The sequence below is a fragment of the Enterococcus sp. DIV0008 genome (assembly GCF_050542615.1).
Lineage (GTDB): Bacteria > Bacillota > Bacilli > Lactobacillales > Enterococcaceae > Enterococcus_D > Enterococcus_D innesii.
Map to the genome: position 1 here is coordinate 781,353 of NZ_CP172937.1, position 13,643 is coordinate 794,995.

The 13,643-nt window shown below is 40.9% G+C and carries 12 protein-coding genes and 1 pseudogene; 12 read left to right on the top strand and 1 reads right to left on the bottom strand.

The genetic code is table 11. The annotated features are described in order from the left end of the window. Positions 1-20: 20 nt before the first annotated feature. From IGI84_RS03630 to IGI84_RS03650, 5 genes are all read left to right on the top strand, one after another. The gene (locus IGI84_RS03630) at positions 21-989 is read left to right on the top strand and encodes a TDT family transporter (protein WP_153883478.1); all 969 of its coding nucleotides are present in this window, start codon (positions 21-23) and stop codon (positions 987-989) included. Positions 990-1,081: 92 nt separating this feature from the next. Further along, positions 1,082-2,041, top strand: a complete 960-nt coding sequence (locus IGI84_RS03635) for an L-lactate dehydrogenase (protein ID WP_077453596.1) — start codon at positions 1,082-1,084, stop codon at positions 2,039-2,041. Positions 2,042-2,360: 319 nt separating this feature from the next. Beyond that, positions 2,361-3,437, top strand: a complete 1,077-nt coding sequence (locus tag IGI84_RS03640) for an ABC transporter permease (RefSeq protein ID WP_077453595.1) — start codon at positions 2,361-2,363, stop codon at positions 3,435-3,437. A 5-nt stretch (positions 3,438-3,442) separates the two neighbouring features. Then, positions 3,443-4,144, top strand: a complete 702-nt coding sequence (locus IGI84_RS03645) for an ABC transporter ATP-binding protein (protein ID WP_077453594.1) — start codon at positions 3,443-3,445, stop codon at positions 4,142-4,144. Positions 4,145-4,191: 47 nt separating this feature from the next. After that, positions 4,192-4,818 carry a TetR family transcriptional regulator gene (locus tag IGI84_RS03650; protein ID WP_081118357.1) on the top strand — a complete coding sequence of 209 codons (627 nt, stop codon included), beginning with the start codon at positions 4,192-4,194 and terminating at the stop codon, positions 4,816-4,818. Positions 4,819-4,933: 115 nt separating this feature from the next. Here IGI84_RS03650 and IGI84_RS03655 read toward each other — a convergent pair whose 3' ends face one another. Continuing rightward, entirely contained in the window at positions 4,934-6,361 is a 1,428-nt protein-coding gene (locus tag IGI84_RS03655; protein ID WP_081118358.1) for an APC family permease, read from the bottom strand. Positions 6,362-6,801: 440 nt separating this feature from the next. On the opposite strand from IGI84_RS03655, the pseudogene IGI84_RS03660 reads away from it, so the two are divergent. The 7 genes and pseudogenes from IGI84_RS03660 (at position 6,802) to IGI84_RS03690 (ending at position 13,632) form a co-directional block, all read left to right on the top strand. Beyond that, a pseudogene (locus IGI84_RS03660) lies at positions 6,802-7,032 on the top strand (type II toxin-antitoxin system RelE family toxin). 171 nt (positions 7,033-7,203) lie between these two features. After that, positions 7,204-9,978 (top strand): sigma 54-interacting transcriptional regulator, encoded by a 2,775-nt coding sequence (locus IGI84_RS03665; protein WP_081118359.1) that lies wholly within the window; start codon positions 7,204-7,206, stop codon positions 9,976-9,978. 83 nt (positions 9,979-10,061) lie between these two features. Next, positions 10,062-10,481: a PTS sugar transporter subunit IIA gene (locus IGI84_RS03670; protein ID WP_074536866.1), complete on the top strand. Its 420-nt coding sequence runs from the start codon at positions 10,062-10,064 to the stop codon at positions 10,479-10,481. Positions 10,482-10,491: 10 nt separating this feature from the next. After that, the gene (locus IGI84_RS03675; protein WP_081118360.1) at positions 10,492-10,962 is read left to right on the top strand and encodes a PTS sugar transporter subunit IIB; all 471 of its coding nucleotides are present in this window, start codon (positions 10,492-10,494) and stop codon (positions 10,960-10,962) included. Between the two features lie 17 nt (positions 10,963-10,979). Continuing rightward, on the top strand, positions 10,980-11,765 hold the full coding sequence (locus IGI84_RS03680) for a PTS mannose/fructose/sorbose/N-acetylgalactosamine transporter subunit IIC (RefSeq protein WP_074536862.1): 786 nt from the start codon (positions 10,980-10,982) through the stop codon (positions 11,763-11,765). Continuing rightward, positions 11,752-12,570: a PTS system mannose/fructose/sorbose family transporter subunit IID gene (locus tag IGI84_RS03685; protein WP_170920130.1), complete on the top strand. Its 819-nt coding sequence runs from the start codon at positions 11,752-11,754 to the stop codon at positions 12,568-12,570. Before IGI84_RS03680 ends, IGI84_RS03685 begins: the two co-directional genes overlap by 14 nt. A gap of 12 nt (positions 12,571-12,582) precedes the next feature. Further along, positions 12,583-13,632, top strand: a complete 1,050-nt coding sequence (locus IGI84_RS03690; RefSeq protein ID WP_430600771.1) for an SIS domain-containing protein — start codon at positions 12,583-12,585, stop codon at positions 13,630-13,632. Positions 13,633-13,643 lie beyond the last annotated feature (11 nt).

Consider the following 13,643-nt stretch of genomic DNA (forward strand, 5'->3'; position numbering starts at 1 on the left):
CATTAAGAAAGGATGAGTTGATGAAAACATCGATCCAGCATTTTTTACATTCATTGCCAATCCCGATTTGCGGCTTGATCTTAGGCACTGTGTCTTTGGGGAATTTATTGTATTCAGAAGGAATGGAGACGGTTGGAAATGCGTTTTGCACCCTTGGTATTTTCATCATGGGGCTCTTCCTTCTGAAAGTATGCTTTACATTTAAGCACACGATGTCAGAGTTGAAAAACCCAATCGTTGCTTCGGTGGCGCCGACCTTTACGATGGCGCTGATGGTGATCTCCACTGTTTTTGAACGGGTCATTCCCAATGCAGTGGTGAATGATCTTCTCTGGTGGGGGGCTATCGGCTTACATTTTGCTTTAATGATCTATTTTGTTGTCGTGCATATTTTGCCTGTCGACCTTTCGCTGGAATACATTTATCCAAGCTGGTTTATTACCTTCGTCGGGATTGGCGTCATTCCCAATACTTCTGCTGTCTTTTTTAAAGAGCTAGGAGAAGTGATCGTCTGGATCGCATTGGTATTGTATTTTGCGCTTTTGCCGATTATTTTAAAGCGAATCGTCCATCAAAAGCTGACGGAACGTGCGGCAGTTCCTTTGATCACGATTTTAACAGCACCAGGTTCTCTTTGTTTAGCGGGTTACCTCTCCGTATTTGAACAAGGCTCTGCTTGGTTTGTCGCCTTTATGCTGTTATTGTCACAAACGATTTATTTTTGTGTCGTCGCTTATATGAAAAACATGCTGGCAGTCGGTTTTTACCCAAGCTATGCGGCATTTACCTTTCCTCTTGTGATTTCGGCGACTGCTATGTTCAAATCAGCACTGTTTTTTGCGAATCACCCACTGATATTTGGGTTTCTACAAGCCTTAACGATTATTGAAACTAGCTTTGCCGTGATCGTCGTCAGCTATGTGTTAGGAAAATACGCTGTTCATTTGTATCAGCAAACCAAAGCACTGATTGCCGGTCATAGTTACTAAGAAAGCACAAAAGATCATTCATTTTTAAGAAAATGCGCAATCTACGCAAAACAATAGCACAAGTATTTGAAAAGAAAAGGAAGGGATCGCACATGAAAAGTACACGCAGAAAAGTTGTCGTTGTCGGAACAGGTTTCGTTGGAACGAGCATTGCGTATTCCATGATCAATCAAGGACTGATCAATGAATTGGTCTTGATCGATGTCAATCGGGACAAAGCAGAAGGAGAAGCCCTCGATTTGTTAGACGGTATGTCATGGGGGCAAGAAAACATCAAAGTCTGGGCGGGAGAGTACTCGGAATGTAAAGATGCTGATATCGTCGTTATTACCGCAGGGGTCAACCAAAAGCCAGGACAAACTCGGCTTGAATTGATCGATGTGAACGCCGAAATTATGGCAAGCGTCACAAAACAAGTGATGGCTTCAGGCTTTGATGGCGTGCTTGTCATCGCTTCAAACCCAGTCGATGTCTTAACTTATCAAGCATGGCGCGTGTCCGGGTTGCCAGCCAATCGGGTCGTTGGTACGGGAACGACCCTCGATACCACAAGACTTCGAAAAGAAGTGGCGGCAAAATTAGCCATCGATCCACGGAATATTCATGGGTATATCATTGGGGAACATGGTGATTCAGAAGTCGCTGTCTGGTCCCATACAACGATCGGTGGGCAACCGATCGTAGAATTGATCAAGCAAAAGGATCGTTTGACCGTTGCCGATCTAGCGGTTCTTTCTGAACGAGTAAAAAATGCCGCCTATGAAATCATCGATCGAAAACAAGCTACTTTTTACGGGATAGGGATGAGTGTCGCAAGAATCGTTCGAGCGATCTTAAATGATGAGCAAGCGATTCTACCGGTTTCTTCCTACCTTGATGGAGAATATGGCATCAACGATTTATTCACAGGAGTTCCTGCAGTTGTGGACCAAAACGGTGTTCGCGAAATTATTGAATTGACGCTTACTCCTGAGGAAAAACGGCAGTTTGATACTTCGTGTCATCAGTTACGAGCAGTAATTTCCACTATCGGACAAAGCAAGGTCAGCTGATCTCAAGAATACCAGTAATGAAATCCTCGTGTTCGTTTTTGCCAAAGCATGGTTCGACTATTTACGGTCGGCCATGCTTTTTTTACATCTAGCCAAGAATGTTAAAAGGAAATGACGTATTTTACGCGAAACGGCCACTATTCAACGCTCTTTTTTCTCACTCCTTTAAAAAAAAACATCCTCAGTGAATGACAGAAAAAGAATGATCGATCAACCTTGCAAACTTTCCGAGTTGTAAAAAGTGACAAAGTGTCACTTTGTGTGGTATTCTTCAAAAAGTGACACTTTGTCAACATTTGTAAAACAGGAGGAAAGAGCAATGTTTCTGGCTATAAAAGAAATGCGTTATTCAAAATTAAGATATGGGCTGATCGTAGGAATCATGTTTTTGATCGCCTATGTTGTTTTTATATTGTCTGGCTTAGCTACCGGGCTTAACTGGGATTTTAAAAAGGCCATCGTCGACTGGGATTCATCCGCGATCGTTTTATCAGAAGATGCGAATGACACATTTGCGGCTTCGCAATTGTCGAGAGGGGATCTAGACCGTGTAGCAGGGACTCAAAAAGCCCCGATTGGTTTATACAGCAGTGTCATCACGGTCAACGATGAACAAGTCAATGTGACTGTTTTTGGTACACAAGACGATGCGTTCTTGTTACCAGAAGCCTTAGAGGGCAAGCTGTTTTCAAAAGAAAATGAGATTACGATTTCAGAAAACTTAGCAGAAGAAGGTATCAAGGTCGGGGATCAAGTGAAAATCGGGCGTTCAGATGAAACCTTCAAAGTCGTTGGGATCACCCCAGAAACGTCTTATACGGTGTCACCAGTGATTTATACTTCCCTCGATACTTGGACGAAAATGAAGTTTGCTAATCAACCATTTGCATCTGACAAGGAGCAGCCCATCAATATCATTGTGACCAAATCAAGCGATCCGAAAGTCGATAACCAAGAAGGAACCCAGCTCAAAGTCTTGGCAACGGAAGACTTTATTGAAAAGCTTCCTGGATTTTCTGCCCAAAACTTGACCTTAAATGCCATGATCTACTTCTTGTTTGTTGTTGCAACGGCAATCGTGGGAATTTTCATGTATGTGATCACCCTACAAAAAACGGCGATTTTTGGTGTGATGAAAGCCCAAGGGATTCGGACCAGCTTTATTGCTAAATCAATTATTGCGCAAGCATTTATGGTCGGTGTGATCGGGGTAGCCCTAGCCTTTGCGGCGGCATACGGCACCAGTTTATTTTTACCAGATGCCATGCCATTTTTCTTTGAATTCAAGCAATGGCTGCTTTATAGCGGCATCTTGATTCTCGTGGCAGTTCTAGGCGGCTTATTCTCCATTCGGACGGTCACAAAAGTCGATCCAATCACGGCAATAGGAGGGTAACAAAGATGAAAGACATTTTAGTAATGAAGGATATTATAAAAAAATTTGGCAAGCAACATACGGAAGTAACGGCATTAAAAGGACTGAATTTTCATGTTCAAGAAGGGGAGTTTGTCAGTATCATCGGCCCTTCTGGTTCAGGGAAAAGTACCTTTTTGACCATCGCTGGCGGCTTACAAAGTCCAACATCTGGAGAGATCATCATCAACCAGGTGAACTTTTCCCAATTAAATGAAAAGCAACGAGGGAAGTTGCGTTTTAAAGAGATTGGGTTTATCTTGCAAAGCTCGAATTTGATCCCTTTTCTAACGGTAAAGGAACAATTTTATTTGGTCGACAAAGTTTCAGGAAAAGCCAAGGAAAAGGAACGGATTGATGAATTGCTTGCTTCATTAGATATTCTCGACCTTCAAGACAAGTTTCCCCGCGATTTATCTGGTGGGGAACGTCAACGAGTAGCGATCGGCAGGGCGTTGTTTAATGACCCAAGCTTGATTTTAGCGGATGAACCAACTGCCAGCTTAGACACCGATCATGCGTATGAAGTCGTGAAGTTATTGGTGAAAGAAGCACATGAGAAAAAGAAAGCGACAGTCATGGTCACCCACGACGAGCGAATGATCCAATGGAGTGATCGCATTTTCCGAATGGAAGATGGCAATCTCATCGAACAAAACGCCCCATCAAGAGAAACTGCACAAGTCTGAGTGGAAAAGTAGAGGGATTTGTTTATAATAGAGGGAGTAGATTGCGAATGATGGAGGAGAATCCCTTGCCAAGTACAACATTTTTTCATTTAAAACAAGAGAAAAAAGAAAAAATCGATGCCGTGCTTTTAGAAGAATTTTTCAGCAAGCATATCAGTCAAGTCAAGGTCTCTGCCATCGTCGAAAAATCGCACATTTCTAGAGGGGCGTTTTACAAGTACTTTCAAAACTTAGAAGATGCCTATGACTATGCGATCACCAACTATTCCAACCAAATCCATTCTGCGATTTTTACGTTTATCAACCGCAACAAAAATGATTTTTTCAAAGGGATCGAAGAATACTTGGCTTGGTGCAGTCAATGGTCACCTGAAGATGATCATTGGAAAATGATCCACTTATGTACCCAAAGCAATGCCTGGACGAAGCGCGATGCGATCCCTGACGATTCGCCCATGATTCGTCAGTGGTTGGAACTGTTAGAAGAAAATCGCTTTACGATCCATGATACGCAAGAAGCCGTCAGTTTCCTTTACTTTATTATGGCGGTTGTGATGGATAGTCTGACAGATTTCATTTCGAATGAATGGACCGCAAAAGAGCTGATCAAAGATTTTCGCTATAAGGTGCAATGGATCAAGTATGGAATCAAAAAGGACGACAAAGAGGAATGAATGCTTCGGCAAGAGGATGGACCAAATACCGCGAGCGGCGAAGAAGTTCATTTACAAAGAAAGAGGTGCCCGACAACTGAAATAGTTGTCGGACACCTCTTTTTTGAGGGAATGATTATTTTTTATTTACACGTTTCGCAATGATCGGCAAGATCAAGCCAATCAAAAGAAAGGCGATTGGCGTAATGATATTTAAGGCCAATTGGAAGAACCAAGCTTGCGGATCTGCCGCATAATCAAGCTTAGGAACCATCCCTAAAATGCAGGCAAAGGCCGTGAACAAGAAGCACCATAAGCCGATCCCAAAGCCAACCTTGGTGTTTTTCACGAATTTATAATCGGAAGTAAAGCGATTGGCATGTTTGTTGACTAGCATAAAGGCTAAGAAGACCCATAAGTAACGCAATGGCATGACAACTGAATTCAAGTTCAACAACCAACGATACAGTTCGGTCATATTGCCGATTCCTAGTGCTGGAATAATGATCAAAATGCTGACTAGGATACCAGTCATAATATACCCATTCACTGGTGTTCCTTTTTTGTTTAGTTTTGCTAAGCCATTTGGTACAAATTCTGAATCAGCATCAGACAATAATATTTTCAATGGGGCATCAATTGAAAAGGCCAAAGCAGAGATTTGCGCCAACGCATTGGCGATGGAATAAAGAATGACAAAGAAGTTGCCGATTCCGTAGAAGTTTCCTAGTCGTTGAAAGGCTTCATAAGCGCCATTGACCATCAAATCTTCTGGAATATGGTTGGCATCAAAAAGCATCCCCATAGCAATCGAGCCGAGCAAGGCACATAACGCCACCATACCGGCTAAAAAGATCATGCCTTTTGGAAATTCCTTGGCAGGATTTTTTGTGTTATTTACGTAAGGCGAGATTTTTTCACAGCCACCTACTGCAAATACCAGCATCGAGATCGTGGTTAAATAGGTAAAGTCAAATTTAGGGATATAGGTTGAAACAGATGACATGTTTGGTGTAGCAATTTCAGCACTAGTCATTGCTGGAGCAGTCACTGCTAAAAGAATAAAAAGAATCGACATCACGAACATGGCTGTTCCGGCGATGTTCCCAATCATTTTTAAGGTCGTCAATCCTTTAGAGGCAATCCATAAAAAGAATAGAAAAATAGCTAAACAAATCAACGAGACTTCCATGGAACCCATCGTTGATACAAATGTACCATTTCCTTTAAATAACCAACTCAATGATACTAAGATTCCTTGGGGTTTTTGTGCCAAATAGGGCACGTGCACGACCCAATAAGTCCAAGCAGCAAAAAAAGCCAACCGCTTTGTTGAGGTTTCTTTGATCCATGAGGAGACCCCACCACTTGACTCTTTGAAGGTCGATCCTAACTGACCAACACTTAATGCATAGGGTACAAAATAAAGAGCCATAATTAATAGCCACGAAACAACAACAGTCAACCCTTGTTGAGCGTAGTTGTTTACAACATTTCCCAGTCCCCAAACAGAGACGAACGCCATCAGCGCAATATTATACCAGCGTAATTGTTTCTCATTCATCGCTTTCTCCTTCTTAAAATGATTTTTCTGACTGGTTAAAATAGAGCGTTTTTTGAAATTTAGTGAGAAAAAAATTTCTTTCCATAAGCGCTTGATCACGATCAAGTTTCTTATGCATTTTTTCACAAATGTCAAAGGTCAAATTGAATAAAAAATTTCACTTGCTTCTTTTTTATCCAGTCGTCGATTTTCCATAGTTAGGATAAACCTCTGAATTCTTTTGGTCAAGAAAAATTAAATTGTTATTTTAAAAAAATAATAAATTTCTGATGATTGAAAAAGCAAACATCATCATTCATTAATAATCTGAAAGAAATGCTACTACATTCGGTCAAGGGGATGGATAGGAGAGGGACCATTTCATTTAAAAGAAGCGACGGCTCTTTCTAAAAAGAAAGAAGAGGTCGGTATTTCTTAAGCTGATATGGAGAAATTGTTAGATGAAGTATAGAGTATTATACATGCCTCAGCTACAAAAACAACTAAAGAAAATGGGTCGAAATCAAGCAAGAATAATTGTCGCTTGGATCAGAAAAAATTTAGAAGGAACAAGCAACCTTCGCCAATATGGGAAAGGATTAAATGAAAACAGTAGTGGCAAATGACGTTATCGCATTGGCAATTATCGTATTTTAGCAAATAGAAATGAATCAGAAATAGTGATTGAATGATTTGCTATTGGTCATAGAAGTATTGTATAGATAAAATAAAAAGCGGCAGCTGCCACTAAGGATGCTGCTTTTTATGTGTTTAGAAAGGACAATCACTCTACGAAAAGTTCTATAGCATCCCCAAGCTTTTTAAGTTATGATAATCAGAGAAAGCGGACAAGGAGAACGACAATGAAAGAACAATTACTCGCGTATTTGCAAAATCAAACAGCTTTTTTCTCTATCGAAAATGTAAGCGATGTCTTTACTGCGAAAGATATTGCCGAGAAGTTTTCCGTCAAGAGAAATACCATCAGTCACTACTTGAATCAGTTAACGGAAGAAGGTCGCCTTGTGAAAATTGCGACCCGACCCGTTTATTTTTTTCATAAGCAGGCATTTGAAATCCAAAATTATCCTTTAACAAAAAACGTGTATGATAGTCTGGCTGCTGTGGCGGAAGAAAAGCCTTTTTTTGATCAAAAAGAAGATTTCTTTTCCAGTGTGATCGGCAGCAAAGGTAGTCTGGCAGAAGTCATTGAACAGATTAAGATGGCAGCCTTCTATCCAAATGGCGGGCTTCCTTTCTTATTAACGGGAGAAAGTGGAACTGGGAAGAGTTTTCTCGTAAAAATGTTCCATCATTATTGTGTGGCAAATGAATTACTAGAAAGTGATGCGCCGCTGATTACGATCAATTGCGCACAGTATGCCAATAACCATGAGCTATTGACGAGCAATTTATTTGGACATGTAAAAGGAGCCTTCACTGGCGCAGAAGAAGATCGCGGAGGTGCATTTGAAGCAGCAGACGGTGGAGTCCTCTTTCTTGACGAAGTTCATCGACTGAATGCTGAAGGACAGGAAAAATTATTCACTTTTCTGGATCAGGGAGTTATCTATCGAATGGGGGATACGGGCCGGCCAATCTCAGTTGATTGTCGGTTGGTGTTTGCGACCACCGAAGATTTGAAACAAACATTTCTAACAACCTTTATTCGGCGAATTCCGATCCAAGCGACACTGCCCGCTTTGGAAGAACGGACAGTTTCCGAAAGGAAGCAGTTGATTTTGCAAGCATTTATTGAAGAACAAAAACGTATCGGTTTGCCGTTAGAGCTCTCACCTCAAGTAATCGAAATTTTAACGACCAGTCATTTTTCTGGGAATGTCGGTGAATTGAAAAGTACAATCAAAATTATTACAGCCAAAAGCTATACAGCCAGTTTAAAACGAGAAGTAAAAAAAATAGCAGTCACTGTGTATCATTTGCCAGAACACTTACTGCAACTGACAGAAGAACCTAATGAAATGGGGACAATGCAACCGGTTCTTATTGATAGCCAAACTCAAATCCAGCAGCTAACTGCGGAAAGTGAACCTGAACAACAAAAGATCATTCAAACGTATGAACAGATCTTACTTAATTATGTCCAAGCAGGGCAGGACTTTGCGGCGGCAGCCGAGCCTATTTCAAAAGTGATCGAAAGGCTTTTCGAAAATTTATTGTTTGATCATAAACAGGAACAAAAGCAGCGGACAATGATTTTTGTGACAGAACATGTTCAGCGAATGATGGAGCAGATCGAGCATTCTTTTCAAATCAGTTTTAATGGTAGCATGGTTTATACAATCAGTTATTATTTATGGTTGCGGAGAAATGTGGAGTGGCTGCCGGATGATCAAGACAAACTTTTATTGACAGAAAATCTATTGAAAAGTGTGAAAAAGCATTATTCTACAAGTGATCGTTACACCGAGAATTTGTTAGGCCTAGTGCAAAAAGCATTGGATATCGAGTTAACAAGTATGGACCGAATCATTTTTACACTTTATATCAATGATATGGGGTATTCCAAAGATTCATCGCTCCCCCGCAGCATCATAGTAGCCCATGGTTACGCAACCGCCAGTAGTATCGCGAATGTTGCGAACCGCTTATTGAATGAATCGGTTTTTCAGTCTTTCGATATGCCATTAGAGGTCACGCCCAAACAAATTGCGGAAAGGGTTACCACCTATATTCAGAAAAACGATGTATCTAATGGACTCGTTGTCTTGTTCGACATGGGATCTTTGAAAGAAGTCTATCAATATATTCCAGAATTGGCGGTTCCAATTGTTATGATGAACAATGTAACGACAAGTGTAGCCCTCGCTGTGGGGGAGTGTATCCAACAGAATATTTCCTTGAGAGAAATTCCAGAGCGAGTAAATACCTTTCACCAAAACGAATGGGAAATCATTCTTCCAAAAGTGAAAAAAGAGAAAGTTGTCATTACAACTTGTTCAACCGGAATTGGAACTGCTGTTCAAATCTCTACCTTATTAGAAAAGAGTATTCCTGATCATTTACAGATTCGGATCCTTCCTTATGAATTCAACCAGCTGGAAAACAGTGAACATATAAGACAGACATTGGCAGCGTATGACATTGTTGGTGTTGTGGGAACCACTAAACCTCGCCAAGAGCTGGCTCCTTTTATTTCTTTAGAAGAACTAATTTCGGGTGCTGGGACAGAGGTGCTATTAAGTTGGCTAAAAGAAGAATTGGATGAAGAGATGATTGCCTATGTGAACAATCAATTAGTAAGAAACTTTTCATTGGATCGAGTGATTCAATCGGTAACGATTCTAGATACAGAAAAAGTGATTTCTCAAATGGAATTTTTCGTGGGAAATCTGGAGCGCATGTGGCAGCAACGGATCGCCAATGATCGCAAACTCGCGTTGTTTGTCCATACGAGTTGCTTAATTGAGCGTCTTATTAGAAATGAAGCCATTGATACTTATCATGCCAGCGACACATTACTCCAGTGTCATGAAAAGCAGCTGAATGAGATCAAAAAAGCATTTAGTGTCATTGAAAAGGTTTACAGTGTCGCGATACCGGAATCTGAAGTTTGCTACATCTATGATGTTTTGTTTGGAAATACTGATTCTTCAATGGTTGAAGCGGATTTTTAATCGATAAGAAAAGCGTGCCACTTTTTTTGGCACGCTTTTTGCGTTTAGTAAGATGTAACTTGGAGCAAAGTGAGGTGAAAGCAGTGGAACGACTCGTTATTTTAGCATCCCACGGACGATTTGCATCAGGAATCTTGCATTCGTTAGAACTTATCTGCGGTAAAAAACAATCAGTCCTTGCGATTGACTGTTATGTGGACGAAGCATTTGATCTAACGACAACGGTAGATACCCTGATGGAAACATATAAAGAACATGAAGTGATCGTTATCACAGATATTTTTGGCGGCAGCGTGAACAATGAATTTTTGCGTTATATCCAACAACCCAATTTTTATTTAATCGCAGGTTTGAATTTGCCATTGTTGATTGAATTGACGACACAACTTCAAGGAGGAGGTGCAATTTTAGAAACGATCCATCAAGCGCTGGCAAATTCGAAAGATATGATCCAGTTTTGCAATGATAGTGTAGCAAAAGAAATCGAAGAAGAAGAATTTTAGGAGGGACGACATGATTATTTTAACACGAGTCGATCATCGGCTATTACACGGCCAAGTCGCATTTTCTTGGACTCAAAATTTAGGCGCAGATTGTATTTTGATTGCCAATGATGATGTACCGACAAATGATATCCGTAAGACAACGATCAAATTAGCAAAACCGCAAGGCGTAAAACTGGTGATCAAATCAATTGAGGATTCAATTCATGCCCTGCAAAGCGGTGTGACGGATAAATACAAATTATTCATCGTAGTTGATTCCATCAAAGATGCGTATAAGTTAGCAGAAAACTGTCCAGAGATCGACAAGATCAATCTCGGTGGGATCAAAGCCAAAGAAGGCTCTAAAAATATTGGCAAAGCAGTCAATGTTTTACCAGCAGAAGAAGAACTCTTGAGAAAAATGGTTGCAAAAGGAATCACTGTCGATATCCGTCAAGTACCTTCGGATAAAAAAGTCGCTGTCGAAGATGTTTTATAAAGAAAGGAGCAAAAGAGATGCTGCAAGCAATATTACTTGGAATTGTTGCATTTATTGCGCAGTCTGAATACGCATTAGGAACGTCATTACTGTCGCGTCCGATTGTCACTGGATTGTTTACAGGAATCGTATTGGGGGACATAAACACTGGAATTATTATGGGTGCAACACTAGAGTTAGCGTTTATCGGCTCATTTTCTGTCGGTGCTTCTATTCCGCCAGATGTCGTAACTGGAGGAATTCTGGGTACAGCTTTCGCAATTACGGCAGGAGCGGGAACCGAGACGGCTTTACTGTTGGGACTTCCAATCGCCACATTGACCCTTATCTTGAAAAATGTTTACTTGGGGTTGCTTATCCCAATGATGAACCAAAAAGCCGATTTATACGCGGCAGATGGAAACTACAAAGGTGTAGAACGAATGCACTTATTAGCAGGTTTTGGCCTATCTCTGATGTTAGCCCTTGTAGTGACGATCTCCTTTATGGTAGGCAGCAATACGATTAGTAAGTTATTGGCTATGATTCCAGCCTTTGTACAGAACGGCCTATCAGTTGCAACTGGTTTGATTCCAGCCCTTGGGTTTGCCATGTTGGCTAGGTTACTGATTAACAAACAAGTTGCACCGTACTTCTTTTTAGGTTTTGCATTAGCAGCTTATTTAGAGATTCCTGTTACAGGGATTGCAATCTTCGGAGCAATAACGGCTGTTGTAGTCGTGAATTTAAGAAACATTCGTGGACAAGGGCAATCTATTCAAATGACTTCAGGGGAGGTACTAGATGATGATGAAGACTTCTAATGAGAAATCCGAAATTACCAAAAAAGAGTTGAATCGTGTCTTCTGGCGTTCGTTTCAAATGGAGTTCTCATGGAACTATGAGCGACAGATGAACCTAGCTTATGTCTATGCGATGATTCCGATTTTAAAGAAACTCTACAAAACAAAAGAATCGATGGCCGATGCGTTGAAACGGCACCTGGAATTTTTCAACACGACCCCGCATATCGTCACGCTTATTTTAGGAATCAATGCGGCGATGGAAGAAGAAAATGTCAATGATCCAAATTTTGATTCTTCAGCGATTGATAACATCAAGACCTCTTTGATGGGCCCTTTAGCGGGAATCGGAGATTCCTTCTTTTGGGGAACGTTGCGGCTAATTGCTACTGGGGTAGGAACTTCATTGGCATTACAAGGAAATATCTTAGGTCCGATTCTGTTTCTAGTGATTTTCAATGTTCCTCATCTACTATTTCGTTATTTTGCGACTGGTTGGGGATATAAACTTGGGACAGGATTTTTAAAGAAAATTCAGGAAAACGGTTTGATGGAAAGTTTAACCTATGGCGCTGCAATCATTGGTTTGATGGTCGTAGGAGGAATGACCGCTACGATGATCGACATCAACATTCCGTTGCAGATTGGTTCAGGAGAAAATGCAGTTACGGTTCAAAGTATCTTTGATGATATCGTTCCGAAAATATTGTCATTGGGTGCCTTTGGGGCTGTCTTTTATCTTTTGAAAAAAGAAGTCAAACCGCTAATTATTCTGCTGGGATTAGCAGTCGTAGGTATTTTAGGATCCTTGATTGGACTCTTTTAAGGAGGAATTGTTGTGGCAACGATGATGGACTATATACAAGAAGAGCAAGTAACACTAGTTGAGATTTTGCAGGGGTTTGTTCCTAAAAAAGAAGAAAAAAGAGCTGCAATCGAGAATTTACTGATTTTGGCAACGGGCTCTTCTGCCAATGCCTGTTTAGCAGCAAAGTACGCAATGGAGAAATTAGCGCAGATCACTGTCACGATTGAAGAGCCATACCACTTTAATCATTACGGCCATCTTTCTAAAGAAGTCGAGACAGTTTTGGCGGTTTCTCAAAGCGGAAAAAGTGCTTCTACGATAGATGCAGTGGCGCAGTTGTCCAAGCAAGATATTTATACGATCGGTTTAAGCAGTGATCCTGAAAGTACCCTTGCTCAAAAAGTTAACGAAAGCATTGATCTAGGAACTGGGATCGAGACCGTTGGATTCGTGACCAAAGGATATGTAGCTACAGTATTGCAACTCTATTTAATGGGGGTATCTATTGGCTACAGCAAAGGTATATTATCCGACGACCAAGTGTCGATGATCAAAAATCAGTTAGAGGAGATGATTGAAGCCATTCCTCAGGTCATTGCTAAGACAATTGATTTTTTTGAGAAAAACGCAAGTATTTTTAAACTAGCGAATCGGTTTGTGGCAGTCGGTTATGGACCAAACTGGGGAACCGCTAAAGAATTTGAAACGAAATTTACGGAAACGATTCGAGTGCCTTCGCAAGGATTTGAATTGGAAGCGTATATGCACGGGCCGTATCTTGAAGCCAACCATGAACATGTGCTTTTCTTTATTGAAGCACCAAGCCCGAATCAATCAAGAGCCCAACTGTTGCATGATTATTTAGCATCCCATGTGGGAAAAGCTTATACGATCACCACAGCAGCGGCAAAGAATCCCGATACACTTTGGTTGGATGTTGCATGTGAAGAAACGTTTTCTTCTTTGCTCTTAGTTATTCCGTTCCAAATTTTCTCCTATCTCGGGGCTGCTGCTAAAGGGATCGATTTGAGTAAACGTATTTTTGATGACTTTGATCAAGTGCTAAAAAGTAAAATTTAGAGGTGGAAAAG